Source organism: Grylomicrobium aquisgranense (assembly GCF_033971865.1).
Lineage (GTDB): Bacteria > Bacillota_I > Bacilli_A > Erysipelotrichales > Erysipelotrichaceae > Bulleidia > Bulleidia massiliensis.
The window spans coordinates 23,472-38,974 of sequence record NZ_JALBUR010000004.1 but is presented as its reverse complement, the minus strand read 5'-3'; the positions used below and the strand labels follow the sequence as shown (position 1 = coordinate 38,974).

Here is a 15,503-nt window from a genome sequence, read left to right as displayed (position 1 = left end):
TTAAATAACGTTAAAACCGTATAAACAAGCCATTTTTATGAGTTCAGCTACAGATAACTTTTAAAAGGCATCCGGCTCATCCAGGATTAATAGATCAAATGTATGACCATAGCGGAACAACTGATGGGTCGTACACACAATCAGATCCCCATCCAGATCATTTGTATGGCCGCCGCACACTGCCACAACCTTTGCCCGTACAAAGTACTGTGACAGTCTTTCGGCCACTTCCAGCACAACCTGTCTTCTGGCAATGGCAAAGCACACCCTCTTTTCTTCCCTTAATGCATCTGAAATTGCGCCCACAACCAGCTCGGTCTTGCCAGCACCGCACACACAGTCCATCAGCACATCCTGATCCCGGATAGCCCGGCGGCATTCCTGTGACAGTTTCTGCTGCCACGGAGTCAGATCATACTTCAGACTGTATTCCTGTGCTCCGATACTGCTTTCATGACGTATGGAGCCTTCCTGTTCATCTTCTGCCATCATTCTTCCAAAACCGATGCAACGACGGCAGTACCATCCTTTATGGCCATGGAAAAACCAGGCAGGATCTTCATTGCCGCATCTTCTGCACTTCATTCTGTTCTCCTCCTGCCAATATATGTCCTGTTATGCGGCCATTTCCCCATCAAAAAAGCAGAAAGGCAGCTCCTTTCTGCTCAATGCAGGTTTGCATAACTGACCAGCCTGACATTCTGCTGCTGCAGCCACTGACCGGTGGCAGGATCACACAGCATCTTCACTTCTTTCTCGCGATTATAGGTCAAAGAGGAAGATGTCAGCAGATCGGTATTCTGGGCGCTCACTTCAGATCCTCCGGCGTAGTGACTTTGAAATTGGCATAATCCCCCTGTACAGCCCTGATGCGGATATCACTGTATTTTTCCACCAGAGAACAGTCATCGGTGCCAGTATAGCCATCCGTCATGGCTTTGTGCATGCAGGCAAGAATATCCTTTGTATGGAATACCTGCGGTGTCTGGGCTGCCATCAATGATTCCCTTGGCAGAGTCTCTTCGATATAGCCGTCTTTGACAACTTTGATCGTATCCTTGCATGGCACCATCAGGCAGGCTGCCTGTTCTGTTTCCATTGCCTGTTTTAAAGCTGTAAGGGATGATGCAGAAAGGAATGGTCTGGCCCCGTCATGAATCATGACAATATCACACAGCATTGCTTCAAGACCATTACATACACTTTCCTGACGGGTACTGCCGCCGCAGGCAAGCGTAATCCGGCCGCATTCCGGCAGTTTCAACTGTTTGCAATACTGACCAGGATCGGTAACAACAACAATCTGGGCGCAATCCGGATCCGAGAGGAAAATCTGCACGGAATGTTCAAGGATGGAACATCCATCTTTGAGATCCGCAAATACTTTGTTAAACCCCAGGTGCATGCGGCTTCCCTTTCCTGCCGCTACAATGACTGCCCCGTATTTCATGTATTTCCTCCGTTTATTTCTTTGATTATAAGCCTGATACAACAAAAAAGGAGACGATTTGTCTCCTCAATGCATTCCCATATACCAGAAGTAAAAGACTACAAGGGCAGCCACAGCAAACATGATCAGAAAGATCGGCAGCAGGATCTGGAACACAGCAATGGACATTGCCACAACATCCTTTGCCGTAAAATCCTTGACAGCCTCATCATGCTGGCGGCGTTCTGCTTCCTTCGCCTCTTCTTCTGCCTGAATCTCCTGGGCAAGCTTCTCAGGATCAGCCTCAGCCAGTGTATACTGGCGGATCTTTTCTACATCCTCATCAACCTGTTTGCGATGGATAAAGAACATGAATCAGAAACCCTTCTTGGCGTAATCCATGGCAAAGTGGCAGCGGACCTTATGACCCGGTTCCACCTCATAGACCTGCGGCACTTCCTTTGCACAGCGTTCCGTTGCATACGGGCAGCGCGTATGGAAGCGGCATCCACTCGGAGGATTAGCCGGAGAAGGCAGATCACCCTGCAGAATAATGCGCTTATCGTTATTGCGCTTGCGCGGATCAAACGACGGCGCAGCAGACAGCAGCGCCTGCGTATACGGATGACAGAAGTGATCAAAGATCTGTTCCTTGGAACCAATCTCAACCAGTTCTCCCAGGTACATGACACCAACCTCATCGGAAATGAACTTCACAACCGAAAGATCATGTGAAATGAACAGATACGTCAGCTTGTATTCATCCTGCAGATCCTTCAGCAGGTTGATGATCTGCGACTGAATGGAAACATCCAGTGCCGATACTGCTTCATCACAAATGACAAACTCAGGATTGACTGCCAGCGCTCTGGCAATGCAGATACGCTGTCTCTGGCCGCCAGAGAACTGATGCGGATAACGCCCAGCCTGTTCCGGGAACAGACCGCACTTATCCATCAGCTCAAATACCTTGGACATCATTTCCTGCTTGTTGGCAACAATATGATGTTCCAGCATAGCCTCACCAATGATGTCATAGACCGGCAGACGCGGATTCAGAGAAGAATACGGATCCTGGAATACAATCTGCATCTTGGTTCTGTACTTGCGCATTTCAGCCGGCTTGAGCTTGTAAATATCCACACCGCGGTAAAGCAGTTCACCAGAAGTAGGCTTGATCAGATTCAGCATCGTTCTGCCTGTTGTACTCTTGCCGCAGCCGGATTCACCGACAAGACCCATGACCTTTCCTTCCGGAATCGTAAAGGATATGTCATCCACAGCCTTGACAGAACCTACCTGACGTGAGAACACGCCGCCCTTGATCGGGAAGTATTTCTTCAAATGGCGGACTTCAATCAAAGTCTTGTTTTCTTCAGTCATTTCTTACCTCCCGGGAAATAGCAGCGCACCCAGTGCTTCGGCTCAACCTCAACCAGCTCAGGCATTGCCTCCTGGCACTTATGCTCACAGAATGCACAGCGCGGTCCGAAGGAGCAGCCCTCCGGCAGTTCGGAAAGATCCGGTACATTGCCCGGAATCACCGTCAGACGCTTGGAATTGGTATGCAGATCAGGACGGGAGCCAATCAGACCCTGCGTATACGGATGCAGCGGACGTTCAAAGATCGTATTGACATCCGCAATCTCAACTACCTTGCCGGCATACATAACCATGACCCGGTCTGCCATTTCTGCAATAACACTCAGATCATGCGTAATAAAGATAATCGAAGTATTAAGCTCCTTCTTCAGCTGGTTCATCAGATCCAGAACCTGGGCCTGAATCGTAACGTCCAGAGCCGTCGTCGGCTCATCCGCAACGAGCAGCTGCGGCGTGCAGGCCAGAGCCATGGCAATCATGACACGCTGGCGCATACCACCGGAAAGCTCAAATGGATACTCATTGACAATACGCTCCGGATTCGGAATTCTCACCTTGTCCAAAGCTTCAATCGAAGCCTGCCATGCCTGCTTCTTATCCATGCCGCGGTGCAGACGGAGCACCTCGGAAATCTGATAGCCAATCTTAAAGACCGGATTCAGCGAAGTCATCGGCTCCTGGAAGATATAGGAGATCTTATTGCCGCGCATATGGCGCAGCTCCTCATCCGAAATCTTGAGCATATCCTTGCCATCCAGCAGGATTTCACCGCCCTCGTACTTTCCCGGAGGGCACTCTACCAGACGGGCGAGAGACATACATGTCATCGATTTGCCGCATCCCGACTCACCGACGATACCAAGCGTCTCACCCTGATACACCTCAAACGATACATCATTCACCGCTTTGACTGTCGTTCCATTGGAATGGAAGTAAGTCTTCAGATGCTTCACCTGCAGAAGCGGCTCATTCTTGTTTACTTCAGTCATCAGTCAGCCACCTCCTTATTTCTGCATCTTCGGATCGATGGCATCACGAAGACCATCGCCAAGCATATTAAAGAACAAAATCGAAAGGAAAATCATCACTCCAGGCGGTACCCAGTACCACCACTTCTGCTGAAGAATATACAGGTTGCGCGCTTCCTGGATCAGATTGCCCCAGGTCGGAGTCGGCGGATTGACGCCAAGTCCAAGGAACGACAGGGATGTCTCAGTCAGAATAACATTGGCCATGGACATTGTGACATAGACAATGACATAGGCCAGGACATTCGGGAACAGATGAATAAAGATCTGTCTTGTATTGGAAATACCCAGTGCCCGGCAGGCTTCCATGTAGTCCATTTCACGCAGAGAGAGGATCTGACCGCGAACGATACGACAGATGGAAGGCCAGGAAAGAACGGCCAGGATCACGATGAGTGTCCGGATCGAATTTCCAAATACGGCCTGCAGCGTGATGCAGATCATCAGGAACGGGAAGCACATGAAGATTTCCGAAATACGCATGATAACTGTATCAACAAAGCCGCCAAAGAATCCGGAGATCGAGCCAAGCACAACGCCGATCACGCACTCAAGAGCAGTTACCGACAGAGCAACACCCAGTGATACACGGCCGCCGGCAAACAGTCTGACCCACAGGTCACGGCCAATCTTGTCCGTGCCGAGCCAGTGAGCTGCACTCGGAGGCATATTTGCCTCTGCACTGTTGGTCTGTGAAATCGTATATTTGGAGAACATCGGCACAAAGATGCAAAGCAGAACAATGATGATCAGACCCACCAGAGAGATCATTGCCATCTTGTTCTTTCTCAGCCGGCTCCACACACCGCCCCAGTAGGAGTACTTCTTGGCGGCCCGCTTGATTTCTTCTTCACGGGAAAGCTGTTTTTCTTCCGTCATTTTTTCCTCCTTACTCATACTTGATACGCGGATCCACAGCCGCATACAGCAGATCTGCAACAAGCGTTGACAGCAGGGTTACAATACTCAGAATCGCATTGATGCCCAGCAACAGCGGATAGTCACGGTTGGTAACACAGTCAACTGAAATCTTGCCGACACCAGGCAGAGAGAAGATTGTCTCTGTCATGACAGCACCAGAAATCAGGCCTGGAATCTGGAAGCCCAGCAGCGTCACAATCGGAATCATGGCATTGCGGAATGCATGCTTATAGATAACGACCTTCTCGGACAGACCCTTGGCACGGGCTGTACGGATATAATCAGAACGAATTACCTCAAGCATACTGGAACGCGTATAACGCATGAAGCTTGCCGTCTGGGCAAGACCAAGCACAATCGCCGGCAGAACCAGATGATATGCTTCATTCATTACCTTGGCAAAGCCGCTGCTGAAATGACGGGTAGAATCTACCAGGCCAAATACAGGGAACCAGCCAAGATCTACAGCAAATACCTTCAGAAGCAGAAGACCAAAGAAGAAAGTTGGCAGCGCAAGTCCAATCAGGCAGAATACGGTCAGAAAGTTATCAAGAGCAGAATACTGCTTGGTTGCACTGATGATGCCGCACGGAATGCCAATCAGCATCGAAATAATCAGAGCACTCAGTGAAAGAGCAAACGTACAGCCAATGTTCTCCCCGATCACCTGAATTACCGGTTTGTACTGCTTGTAGGAATAGCCGAGATTGCCTTTCAGCGCTTCCCCGATCCAGTTGAAGAACTTCACATAGATCGGCAGATCCGGATCAAGCTTCTCCTGCAGAGCCGCCTTCATTTCCGCAGTCATTTTCGGGTTTACCATTGTACTGGTAATACTGCCAGGCGCGTGGTCAATAATGACGAACAAAATCAGCAGTATGCCCAGAAAGACTGGGATAATCTGAAGGAGTCTCCGGATGATATAGTTTTTCATAATACTCCTTTCATACACATTCTCCCGCCAGCCTGCGCACTTCAGAATAACGGAAGGAAAAAAGCAAATATCGGCAGTGCACTTTGTATCTGCAGGTGCACTGCCGATATGCCAGTCAATTTTAGTACGTAATCGTACTGAAGTCTAATGGAACCTTGACAATCAGGCCTGATCGAGTGATACGTCGAAGATCAGCTTTGTAAAATCCATGTAAGCGGACAGATCATCGAGACCCTTGACTCTGTTGGCAACGCCCCAGATTTCATTTCTGTAAGCAACCACAGCAGTCGCCAGCAGATCATTCTGACGAACAGCCCACTCCTTGTAAATATCAGCTCTCTTTGTCTGATCGAACTCAGTTACACCTTCATGCAGCAGTTCCTGAGAACGCTCATCATACAGTCCGGAAGAGTCATATCCACCGGCTCCGCCTGCATCAGCATCGAAGATGCCGCCCGTAGGATCCGGATCAATATCAACCTGCCAGCCCATCGTATAGATATCGAAGTCCTTTGCACCCGGTTCAGGATCCTGAACAGTGGACGCAACAGTTGCGAAATCCATCTGAACAACATTCAGCTTAACGCCAATCTGTCCCCAGGAATCAATTGCCATGGAGGCTAGTGTTCCAGGCCATGTGGAATCCGTATAAACGAGCCAGTTGAGTTCAAGCTTGTCGCCATCCTTGTCACGGATGCCATCACCGTCTGTATCAGTCCAGCCAGCCTCATCAAGCAGAGACTTTGCCTTGTCAAGATCATAATCATACGCATTCAGCTCAGAGCTGTCCGGGAAAGCCCAGGAGATCGGAGAGAACGGTGCCATACCAACAGAAGCGAGTTCATCAGAACCATATTCATTCTTGATGAATGTCTTTCTGTCCAGCGCATACATCAGAGCCTGACGTACCTTCTGATCCTGCAGAGCACCTGTATGATGATACTGCGTATCCGGATTAGCCGGTGTGCAGTTGAACTGCATATATGTATAGCCATTGCCGATATAGGAAATCAGATGTGCATTGTCCATTCCGTTGATGCCATCAACGTTTTCCTTCTTGGCAGCAGGCTGGCAGAGATCAATCTCACCAGACTGCAGTGCAGACAGAATTGTATCCTCAGTGACGTTCGTCATAGAGACACCATCGATCTGCAGCTTCTTGCTGGAATCCCAGTAATTCTCATTCTTCTTCAGATTTGTATACTGGTTTGCGGCATAGCTGTCCAGAACAAGTGGTCCGGAACCAACCGGATCCGTATTCAGCGCTGTCAGAGCATCCCAGTTGTCATGCTCATAATGGCTCTTCTCCAGAATGCCATAGCCGGCAATTTTGGAAATGTTGACAGGAGAAGCTTCCGTAAATGTGAAAGCAACAGTCTTGTCATCGATGACATCAATCTTGTCAATCGCAGCAGCCAGATCGCCACGAGGACCAGCATAGTCATCTTCCTTTGTCAGATTGAAGGAATACGCAACATCATCTGCAGTCATGGCATTGCCATCAGAGAACTTGATGCCATCCTTCAGTGTGAAGGTATAGGTCTTCTCATCATCAGATACCGTCCAGTCCGCCAGATAAGGAACGAAGTTGCCATCCTTGTCATTTGTTACCAGCGGTTCGAAAATCAGCTGACATACCCAGTTGTCGTATACCGTGCTGGAAATGAACGGGTTGTAAGTGCCAGTGAGTCCAGACAGGCCGAATCTCAGAATATTCTTGTTTTCTGAAGTGCCTGCTGAGGAAGATCCGCCGCATCCCACGAGGGAAAGCGCCAGAACTGCCGTCATAGCTGTTGAAGCAAGCTTTTTCATTTTCTTTCTCCTCTCTAGAAAGTATGTGCTCATTATAACTGCAAATTTCATGAAATGGGGTCTTTAATTTCACAATTTCTTCACTTTTTTCATTTTCATATACATTATTTTTGAAAACTTTTACATTCTGTTTTCCACATGTTTTCCTGTTTGATCTTTACAAAATGGACTTCAACTTATATGCATGCATAGATTTGTACAACCTAACTAACTTTTCTTCCACAAAGTATCTATTCTTCCCTGTACCCTGCAGACAAAAAGATGGAGCATCACACTCCATCCCTTTCAGCCATCGCTCAGTCGAGATCCTCACCATTGGAGGCAATAACCTTCTTATACCAGTAGAACGAATCCTTGCGGTAACGCTTCATGGTCTTCAAATCAAACTCATCACGGTCAACATACACAAAGCCATAGCGCTTGCGCATGCCTTCATGCGTCGAAATCAGATCAATGGCAGACCACGGGCAATAGCCCATCATCTCAACACCATCGGTAATCGCAAGACGCATCTGCTCAATATGCGCGCGCAGATAGTTGATACGGTACGTATCATGAATCTTTCCATCTTCGCCAAGTGTATCATACGCACCAAGACCATTCTCGGTGATGATGATCGGCAGATGATAGCGGGAATACACTTCTCTCAATGTATTGCGGAACCCAATTGGATCAATCTCCCAGTTAAACTCCGTTCTTGGCAGATTCGGATTCTTCACAGTCTTATAGACACCTGGAATACCGCCGGCACTCTGCTGGTCGCCATCTTTCAGTGCCTCAGAACCATCACTATAGGCAACCGTAGCTGTGGAATAATAGTTGAAGCCAATGAAGTCCGGATGGCCATTGGCCAGTGCTTCTTCATCACCCGGCGCAAATTCCGGTGTGGCATCATTTTCTTCCAGATAGCTCCAGACCAGATTGTTGTAGCGGCCATACACAGCCATATCCAGATACAGCCAGTTGCGAATCGCATTGAAGTTCTGGGATGCCAGCACATCCTCAGGCTTGCAGGATGCTGCATAGACCAGAGAAATGTTCGGTGCCGGACCGATCTTGGCATCCGGAATCATCTTGTGGCACAGAGCCATCGCCTTTGCCTGGGCAACCAGCATATGATGATTCTGCTGATATGTTTCCTTCAGCACATTGGTTGTGCCGGCAGGAATATGCAGCGTCCCGATCACCGGTCCCACCAGTGTCAGCATGTTCTGCTCATTGATCGTCAGCCAGTACTTCACTCTGTCACCAAAGTTTTCAAACATGACTTTGGCAAAGTTGACAAACCAGTCAACCGAATCCGGATTGGACCAGCTGCCACGCGCATCCAGTGCTGCCGGCATATCAAAGTGGAACATTGTTACCAGCGGCACAATATTGTACTTCAGGCACTCATTGATCAGATTGTTGTAATAGGCAATACCCTTTGGATTGACCTCACCGGTGCCCTGCGGAATCATACGGGACCAGCTGATGGAGAAGCGGTACACCTTGAAGCCCATTTCCGCAAACAGCGCAATGTCTTCCTTATAATGATGGTACTCATCGGCACACACCTTCAGATCAGAAGTACCAGCCGGCACTTCCTTGACGTCCTGGCAGGAAGGTCCCTTGCCATCTTCCAGACTGGCACCTTCTACCTGATACGCACTTGTGGATGCACCCCAGAGAAAATTCTCAGGAAAAGCTTTCAATTTCTTATGCAGCATATTTTCGCTCCTTTATTGTCTGTTTTCAGTGTAACTGTCCAGCAAAATCTTTTCAAGCTGGGCCGGCGTATCCACAATGATGCGCATTCCCGCTTCTTTCATCTGCTTCAGATCGCCAAATCCCCAGCTGACACCAACCGCATCAATGCCAAGCTCCTTTGCCCCGCAGGCATCATATACCGTATCTCCCACCAGCACGCAATGCTGATACTTCATCTGCTGCAGAGCATAGCGCAGCACCTCTGCCTTTGTATCTCTGCTGCCATCCAGACTGGCACCGGCAATCAATGCAAAATACTTTGAAAGATCAAAACGGTTCAGGATCTCCACGGCAAGATGTTCCGGCTTGCTGGTCGCAACACCAAGCTGAATCCCGGCAGAAGACAGATGAGACAGCAGCGCCTCAATGCCATCATACGGTGCATTTTCGTACTTTCCCCAATCCTCATAATTCTGCCGGAACACTGCAACCGCCTCTTCCACATCCGCCTGACTGACGCCAAAACGCGGAAACATCTTTCTCAGCGGCGGTCCCACGAACACTGTCAGATCCTTCTGCTCATAATGCAGGCCAAAATGATCCAGAGCCTTCTGCACACAGGCAGTAATGCCAGGGGCAGAATCTGTCAGCGTCCCATCCAGATCAAACAAGACTGTATCGTACTTACCCATGCAGCACCTCACGCAATACAGACGCAATCTCATCCTTTTCTTTCCGGAAGGTACCCTGGATCAGCTCATCTGAACCGCCGCCTCTGCCATCCAGCAGCTGATTTAACTGTCTGCATAATGCGCGAAGCGGCAGACATTTACTCATGATCAGATAGCTGTAACTGCCATCTGCTTCCAGAGAACAGACCGCAATCGTCTGCACTTCATCCCTTAGTAATGACTGTTTTGCACAAAACCGCAGATCATTGCGATTCACGCCTTTCCCAAACACAGTCACAAGTCCCTCTCTGATATCTGCCTGTTCCGTTTTCTGCAGCAGATCATTTCTGATCAACTGCTGCAGTTTTCCCTGGGCTGCCGCCTCCTCTGCCTGCAGCTTTTCAACAGAAGATGCCAGCTGCTCCATCGGTACTGATAACAGATGGGAAATCTTCTGTCCCTGTTCAAACAGCATCGACATATATGCATATGCCTTTGCGCCGGCCAGCATTGTCAGTCTGACACCATCCTTGTGCTTTTCACATGTCAGCACTTTGAGCAGACCGATCTCGCCGGTAAACCTGACATGGGTCCCGCAGCAGGCACACACATCTTCATTTCCAACTGTCACAATCCGGATCTTTCCCTGCAGTTCTTTCTTGGAACGATAGTCCATCACTGCCAATGCCTGTGCATCCGGATACTGGATCTGAACCGGTTCATTCCTCCAGACTGCCTGATTCGCCAGCCGTTCCACACGCCTGGCATCATTCCAGCTTAATGGTCCGTTGAAATCCACCTGAATGACTTCACCCATATGAAAGCCGACATTGTCATAGCCATACAGATGATGCACGATGCCCGAGAACAGATGTTCACCAGTATGAGCCTGCATGTTGGCAAAACGCTTGTTCCAGTCCAGCACGCCATGCACCGATGTTCCCGTCGCAATCGGTTCTTTTGTCATATGGACAACCCGATCATCTATGCGTTTTGTATCAAACACAGCGATCTCATTCAGATAACCAGTATCACCCGGCTGGCCGCCGCCTTCCGGATAAAACGCTGTATCATCCAGCACAATGACATATCCATCCTTGTATTTTTCACAGGAAACCACCATGCCTTCAAATTCCTTTACATAGGCATCCCTGTAAAACAGCTCATTCATTTCCATACTTTTTCCCCGCTTTTTTACTTTGGCATTGTATCATGGAACCATATGACCGGCATTGATATTGTCCAGCTTTCACGCATCCGTTTAGATCAGCCTTTGATCCGCAAAATCCTGACTGAAAAAGAACAGATGGAATATGCAGAGCTTAAAACAGACAGACGGCGCATGGAATACCTGGGCGGCCATTTTGCGGCCAAAGAAGCCATCTTCAAAGCAACCCAGGATCAAAGCTGGCTTTCCTATTCGATTCTGCACAAAAAAAATGGCCGTCCGTATATTGACAGCCATCCTGACTGGCAGATCTCCATTGCCCATGATGGAGACTATGCCATTGCCATTGTGATCATTCCTTGATGCTGTAAGCGCCGGATAAGACCGTACCCTTGCCTGATTCCTTGGCTTGATACAGTTTGCGGTCTGCCTGACGGATAAAGTCCGGCAGATCCACATCAGACCGGCAGCGTCCATACACAAATCCCATCGAAGTACCGATCGGCCCGGTTTTACCGCAGTTCCGTCCTTCTTTCAGCGCTTTCTGCACGTTCTTTGCTTTCTCCATAAACAGCAGCGGGGCAGTATCTGAAACAACCAGGAACTCATCGCCGCCATAGCGGTAACAGGCATTATCTCCGAATGCCTCTTTCAGTGCCCCCGCAAAGTACTGCAGCACAAGATCACCCGCATCATGTCCATATGTATCGTTATAATGCTTGAAATTGTCCACATCACACATCATGACGCAGATGGTGCGTCCCCGCCACAGCACGGTGTTTCTGTTTAATCCATAGCGGTTGAAAAGCCCGGTCAGAGAATCACGCACACTGGCATTGCGCCATGTCTCATTATCCTGCAGCAGCAGTGTATTGACATCGGCCATGTTGCCTTCCTGTACAAAATTGGAAAAGGATGTATGCCAGCCGACCAGCGACACCAGCTCGGTGAGCACCAGAAAGACAATGTAGGAAAAGTGGGAATGGGTGATCCAGAATTGATAGTGTGAAGTGACATGCATCATCATCAGATGAATGCCCGTTACCGTGCCAAGTGAAACAATCGGCCGGATCCGGAACAGGCAGAGACTGCCGACAACCGTCGACAGCATGATCAGGAAATGATCTCCCTGATTGATCATGGCAATGCTTGTTACCATACCGAAAACGATTGTTTCGCCAAGACAGATCTGGCCATACACCTGCATTGCCAGCGGATGGCGAAATGTACGACGCACTGTTTTGACGCACAGAAAGCATGCGGCTGCCATACTGATCAGATACATGATACAGAACAGGATCTTCAGCGCATTTGTTCTGTCCACAAACAGTTCACCTGTTCCATACAGCATCATGGCAATTGAACAGCCGATGCCGCACATGGCATTATGCCGTGTAATCTTTTTATATACAGCGGGGCTGATATGTTCCAGTCCCAGCAGATGACGGATCTCTCTTTCCATCGTGCCTCCAATGTTTTCACCGCCCCTTTAGCGCACAAAAAAAGATTTGATCTTGCAGCTGGCTGCCATTTTCAGGCCCTGTTAGCTTTGCGCCGCCGGGTTTCCCTCGGTTATGCTCATCAAATTTTGAGTTTCCTAAGTACCGTACATCGCAAATACGTTCTCGTCAAGTCCTATACATCACCCGGAGAGAAAAGATTCTCCCCGGGCTGCCATTCAGATCAGAATTCCCTGCAGATGATCGCATTCATGCTGGATCACTTCTGCGGTAAAGCCATTGTAAGTCATCGTATGCCACTGCATATACATATCCTGAAAGCGCAGCGTAATCTTCTGATATCGCTTTGCTTTGCGCAGGCCGTCCAGGCTCAGGCACCCCTCCATGGCATCATACGGTTCCTTCTTCTCTGTGATCTCCGGATTGAAGAACAATGTACATACAGAGCCAATCATCACACAGATGATGGCCACATTCTCACCAACCATGTTAGCGGCAATGCCGGCACAATTCTCCCGGTTGGCATCCAGCGTATCCGCCATATCACAAGCCAAAGCGATATCATTGGATGATGCCTTGCGTGCCTTCATCTGCAGCAGCAGCGGATCACGGACAATTGTTCTGATCATAAACAAATCCTCCTTTTTCTATGCTGATATCCCTTTATTAATAATAGAAGAATCTGTCTGCCGTTACTACTGGGAAATGTGTGCATAGTCCAGAGAAATTCGGCAGATACACCGTTCATGATTCAGCTGCAAATAGGCATGGTCCTCTTCTTCCCTCCATGCGGCCTCAATCTGCTGATGCAGCCGTGCCTCCGTCCGGTACTCACATTCAATCCGCATCGGAACAATCCCTTTCTCAGCATGTACAAGCAGATCATCGCACAGATCCAGGTAACGGGCATTATTCATATGGCCATTCATATCACACCACGAAAAAGGCACAGAAAAAACACGCTTCTGCAAAGTATCCTGGGCCTTTACCTGATCAGGAAGCGGTGCCTGCCCGCTTCTTTCATCTCCCGGCACAGCAATATTCCTTCGCTCCGGAAAGATCACCTTCCGGGTGCCCGCATCCATGAGTGCCCACAGCGCACTGCCTCTGACAAGAACACTGCCATGATCATCCGTTAGTTCATAATAGCGGGGAAACAGTACATGTACACACGTGCCCGGCCATGAGGAAATACAGACATGTTCCCCATACTTCGGCAGCCTTGCAATCTCTGTGCGCTGCTGCACAACAACCCAGAGAATTCCTCTGTCCCGGGTAGCCTTTTCACCAGCCCCAAGCTGTTCTGCATCCAGTATCGATACCTCCTGCAGATATTCATACAGACGGGAAAGACGCATTACGGAAAACATGTTGACGTCTTTGTTCTGTAACGTGATTTCTCTTTCAATCATGTAACTCCATATGTCTCAGAATGGCATCCGCAGCATCACCAACAGACACAATCCTGTCCCATTCCGCATCCGGGATCTTCACCCCATACATGCCTTCCAGCTTTGTCATCACCAGAATAAAGCCCATCGAATCCATATTTGTCTCAGTATTCAGCCGTGTACCTGCATCCATAGTCCCCTGTGCAAGCTCCGGAACATTCTGCCGTACAACCTGAATCACACTTTCCACAATTTCTTCCCTTGTCATCACAATTCCTCCATGATCAGATAACGCCTGACTTTGCCATTGGCCGTGCGGGGCAGCGCATGTCCCAGCATCACCACATCCTGAATGCGGTGTGAATACGGCACATCCCGCATCACCCTGTCAAGAATCTCATCTACTTCCATCTTAGTCCTGCTGCCCCCATAGACAAGCACAAGCCGGTTATTCTTCATCACCAGAGCAGCTTCCTGATCCCCCAGGGCATCGCCAAGCATCTTTTCATACTCCGGCAGAAAGATCTTGGTGCCATCTTCCAGCACGATCATTTCCTTCCTGCGGCCAAGGATATGCAGTCTGCCCCTGTCATCAAAACTGCCAAGGTCTCCTGTATGCAGCACACCGTCCCGCAATACCTCTGCCGTATGCACAGGATCCCTGTAATAGCCCTGCATCATGCAGGCTTCGCTGCGTATGAGGATCTCCCCGTCATCTGCCAGCATGATCTCATCCGCAATGCATACCGACATCGCCGCAGGATCCTCGTTCACGCTGATTGCCGCACCGGAGCTTGTCTCACTCAGACCATAGCCAAAGGCAACATTCAGTCCGATTTCCCGTGCTCTTGCAATCAGAGCAGGATCACAGGCAGCACCTCCGATCAGAATCTGCCGCAGGCTGTCAGGAAACAGCCTGCGTCTGAGCCAGAAGGAAAACAGCGCCGGCACAAGCGACACGACGGTCGGCTGAAAAAACATGCCGTCATCCCCAAGATGCCGCCGGCCTCTGCCAAGGGCAACCGTGCATCCGCAGTTAAGTCCCCACAGGATGCCGCAGACAAAGCCAAAGACATGATCCAGAGGAAGCAGGCACAGCAGGATATCATCCCGCCGCAGAGGAAGACTCCAGGAGCCATTCCAGGCAGCTTTGACAAGCGAAGTCCCGGTCAGCACAACCGCCCGTGAAGAAGACGTTGTACCGGAAGTAAAGAACAGAATCCGGTCAGCGCCATCGTGCACACCACTGGCAAAATCAAAGTGTCCCTGGCGGCCATAAAGGCAGTCAATATCCATTCGCATGATCAGATTCTGTATCTGATCACCAGACAGAGCAGGAGAAAGCATCACCACCTGCAGACCGGCAAGATTTGCCGCGAAAATCTCAACAATTGTTTCATAGCCCAGCCTGCAGACAATGCCAATGCATGTATGTCCCTGCTCTTTCAGCGCTGCGGCACGATTCTTCACATCACTGGCAAAACAGCGGTACGTATGCACTGTCCGCTCACCGTTCTCCTCACACACAAAGGCAGGATAATCACCATTTTTTCCTGACATTTTGCTGATCATGTCAGACATATTCGCATTTTCAATGATCATGTCCTTGTTTCCATC

18 protein-coding genes and 1 riboswitch are annotated in these 15,503 nt (G+C 49.3%); of the genes, 1 reads left to right on the top strand and 17 read right to left on the bottom strand.

Annotated features, from left to right (window positions below; all coding sequences use genetic code 11):
• Positions 1-60: 60 nt before the first annotated feature.
• From MOZ60_RS02820 to MOZ60_RS02765, 12 genes are all read right to left on the bottom strand, one after another.
• A complete protein-coding gene (locus MOZ60_RS02820) occupies positions 61-609 on the bottom strand; it encodes a DEAD/DEAH box helicase family protein (protein ID WP_510969404.1) in 549 nt (182 codons plus the stop codon).
• 56 nt (positions 610-665) lie between these two features.
• Entirely contained in the window at positions 666-812 is a 147-nt protein-coding gene (locus MOZ60_RS02815; RefSeq protein WP_370595571.1) for a hypothetical protein, read from the bottom strand.
• On the bottom strand, positions 809-1,450 hold the full coding sequence (ispD, locus tag MOZ60_RS02810) for a 2-C-methyl-D-erythritol 4-phosphate cytidylyltransferase (RefSeq protein ID WP_370595570.1): 642 nt from the start codon (positions 1,448-1,450) through the stop codon (positions 809-811). Before ispD ends, MOZ60_RS02815 begins: the two co-directional genes overlap by 4 nt.
• Positions 1,451-1,516: 66 nt before the next feature.
• Positions 1,517-1,801, bottom strand: coding sequence for a hypothetical protein (locus MOZ60_RS02805; RefSeq protein WP_277010242.1), 285 nt, complete (start codon positions 1,799-1,801; stop codon positions 1,517-1,519).
• A 3-nt stretch (positions 1,802-1,804) separates the two neighbouring features.
• The gene (locus MOZ60_RS02800; RefSeq protein ID WP_370595569.1) at positions 1,805-2,812 is read right to left on the bottom strand and encodes an ABC transporter ATP-binding protein; all 1,008 of its coding nucleotides are present in this window, start codon (positions 2,810-2,812) and stop codon (positions 1,805-1,807) included.
• Positions 2,809-3,801 carry an ABC transporter ATP-binding protein gene (locus MOZ60_RS02795; protein ID WP_277010245.1) on the bottom strand — a complete coding sequence of 331 codons (993 nt, stop codon included), beginning with the start codon at positions 3,799-3,801 and terminating at the stop codon, positions 2,809-2,811. Before MOZ60_RS02795 ends, MOZ60_RS02800 begins: the two co-directional genes overlap by 4 nt.
• A gap of 15 nt (positions 3,802-3,816) precedes the next feature.
• Positions 3,817-4,719 carry an oligopeptide ABC transporter permease gene (opp4C, locus tag MOZ60_RS02790; RefSeq protein WP_108775165.1) on the bottom strand — a complete coding sequence of 301 codons (903 nt, stop codon included), beginning with the start codon at positions 4,717-4,719 and terminating at the stop codon, positions 3,817-3,819.
• Positions 4,720-4,729: 10 nt separating this feature from the next.
• Complete coding sequence (locus MOZ60_RS02785) at positions 4,730-5,695, bottom strand: ABC transporter permease (RefSeq protein ID WP_108775166.1); 966 nt, start codon at positions 5,693-5,695, stop codon at positions 4,730-4,732.
• 162 nt (positions 5,696-5,857) lie between these two features.
• Positions 5,858-7,507 (bottom strand): ABC transporter substrate-binding protein, encoded by a 1,650-nt coding sequence (locus MOZ60_RS02780; protein WP_370595568.1) that lies wholly within the window; start codon positions 7,505-7,507, stop codon positions 5,858-5,860.
• A 296-nt stretch (positions 7,508-7,803) separates the two neighbouring features.
• A complete protein-coding gene (locus MOZ60_RS02775; protein ID WP_277645669.1) occupies positions 7,804-9,216 on the bottom strand; it encodes a glycoside hydrolase family 1 protein in 1,413 nt (470 codons plus the stop codon).
• A gap of 12 nt (positions 9,217-9,228) precedes the next feature.
• Entirely contained in the window at positions 9,229-9,888 is a 660-nt protein-coding gene (locus MOZ60_RS02770) for an HAD-IA family hydrolase (RefSeq protein WP_370595567.1), read from the bottom strand.
• Positions 9,881-11,044, bottom strand: coding sequence for an alanyl-tRNA editing protein (locus MOZ60_RS02765; RefSeq protein ID WP_370595566.1), 1,164 nt, complete (start codon positions 11,042-11,044; stop codon positions 9,881-9,883). Before MOZ60_RS02765 ends, MOZ60_RS02770 begins: the two co-directional genes overlap by 8 nt.
• Before the next feature lie 45 nt (positions 11,045-11,089).
• Here MOZ60_RS02765 and MOZ60_RS02760 point away from each other — a divergent pair, with 45 nt between their 5' ends.
• Complete coding sequence (locus tag MOZ60_RS02760; RefSeq protein ID WP_370595565.1) at positions 11,090-11,398, top strand: holo-ACP synthase; 309 nt, start codon at positions 11,090-11,092, stop codon at positions 11,396-11,398.
• Here MOZ60_RS02760 and MOZ60_RS02755 read toward each other — a convergent pair.
• The 5 genes from MOZ60_RS02755 to MOZ60_RS02735 form a co-directional block, all read right to left on the bottom strand.
• Positions 11,388-12,497, bottom strand: coding sequence for a GGDEF domain-containing protein (locus tag MOZ60_RS02755; RefSeq protein WP_370595564.1), 1,110 nt, complete (start codon positions 12,495-12,497; stop codon positions 11,388-11,390). The genes MOZ60_RS02760 and MOZ60_RS02755 overlap by 11 nt on opposite strands.
• A gap of 50 nt (positions 12,498-12,547) precedes the next feature.
• Positions 12,548-12,624, bottom strand: a riboswitch (cyclic di-GMP riboswitch).
• An 89-nt stretch (positions 12,625-12,713) separates the two neighbouring features.
• Positions 12,714-13,124 carry a peptide deformylase gene (locus MOZ60_RS02750; protein WP_370595563.1) on the bottom strand — a complete coding sequence of 137 codons (411 nt, stop codon included), beginning with the start codon at positions 13,122-13,124 and terminating at the stop codon, positions 12,714-12,716.
• A 66-nt stretch (positions 13,125-13,190) separates the two neighbouring features.
• Positions 13,191-13,907: an acyl-[acyl-carrier-protein] thioesterase gene (locus MOZ60_RS02745; RefSeq protein WP_370595562.1), complete on the bottom strand. Its 717-nt coding sequence runs from the start codon at positions 13,905-13,907 to the stop codon at positions 13,191-13,193.
• Positions 13,900-14,154: an acyl carrier protein gene (locus tag MOZ60_RS02740; RefSeq protein ID WP_370595561.1), complete on the bottom strand. Its 255-nt coding sequence runs from the start codon at positions 14,152-14,154 to the stop codon at positions 13,900-13,902. Before MOZ60_RS02740 ends, MOZ60_RS02745 begins: the two co-directional genes overlap by 8 nt.
• Positions 14,154-15,488, bottom strand: a complete 1,335-nt coding sequence (locus MOZ60_RS02735; RefSeq protein ID WP_370595560.1) for a class I adenylate-forming enzyme family protein — start codon at positions 15,486-15,488, stop codon at positions 14,154-14,156. Before MOZ60_RS02735 ends, MOZ60_RS02740 begins: the two co-directional genes overlap by 1 nt.
• Positions 15,489-15,503 lie beyond the last annotated feature (15 nt).

Coding starts and splice junctions, on each gene's coding strand:
- MOZ60_RS02760 (WP_370595565.1), top strand. CDS start 11,090: ATGACCGGCATTGATATTGTCCAGCTTTCACGCATCCGTTTAGATCAG.
- MOZ60_RS02765 (WP_370595566.1), bottom strand. CDS start 11,044: ATGGAAATGAATGAGCTGTTTTACAGGGATGCCTATGTAAAGGAATTT.
- MOZ60_RS02740 (WP_370595561.1), bottom strand. CDS start 14,154: ATGACAAGGGAAGAAATTGTGGAAAGTGTGATTCAGGTTGTACGGCAG.
- MOZ60_RS02795 (WP_277010245.1), bottom strand. CDS start 3,801: ATGACTGAAGTAAACAAGAATGAGCCGCTTCTGCAGGTGAAGCATCTG.
- opp4C (WP_108775165.1), bottom strand. CDS start 4,719: ATGACGGAAGAAAAACAGCTTTCCCGTGAAGAAGAAATCAAGCGGGCC.
- MOZ60_RS02745 (WP_370595562.1), bottom strand. CDS start 13,907: ATGATTGAAAGAGAAATCACGTTACAGAACAAAGACGTCAACATGTTT.
- MOZ60_RS02750 (WP_370595563.1), bottom strand. CDS start 13,124: ATGATCAGAACAATTGTCCGTGATCCGCTGCTGCTGCAGATGAAGGCA.
- MOZ60_RS02780 (WP_370595568.1), bottom strand. CDS start 7,507: ATGAAAAAGCTTGCTTCAACAGCTATGACGGCAGTTCTGGCGCTTTCC.
- MOZ60_RS02775 (WP_277645669.1), bottom strand. CDS start 9,216: ATGCTGCATAAGAAATTGAAAGCTTTTCCTGAGAATTTTCTCTGGGGT.
- ispD (WP_370595570.1), bottom strand. CDS start 1,450: ATGAAATACGGGGCAGTCATTGTAGCGGCAGGAAAGGGAAGCCGCATG.
- MOZ60_RS02785 (WP_108775166.1), bottom strand. CDS start 5,695: ATGAAAAACTATATCATCCGGAGACTCCTTCAGATTATCCCAGTCTTT.
- MOZ60_RS02770 (WP_370595567.1), bottom strand. CDS start 9,888: ATGGGTAAGTACGATACAGTCTTGTTTGATCTGGATGGGACGCTGACA.
- MOZ60_RS02800 (WP_370595569.1), bottom strand. CDS start 2,812: ATGACTGAAGAAAACAAGACTTTGATTGAAGTCCGCCATTTGAAGAAA.
- MOZ60_RS02805 (WP_277010242.1), bottom strand. CDS start 1,801: ATGTTCTTTATCCATCGCAAACAGGTTGATGAGGATGTAGAAAAGATC.
- MOZ60_RS02755 (WP_370595564.1), bottom strand. CDS start 12,497: ATGGAAAGAGAGATCCGTCATCTGCTGGGACTGGAACATATCAGCCCC.
- MOZ60_RS02735 (WP_370595560.1), bottom strand. CDS start 15,488: ATGATCATTGAAAATGCGAATATGTCTGACATGATCAGCAAAATGTCA.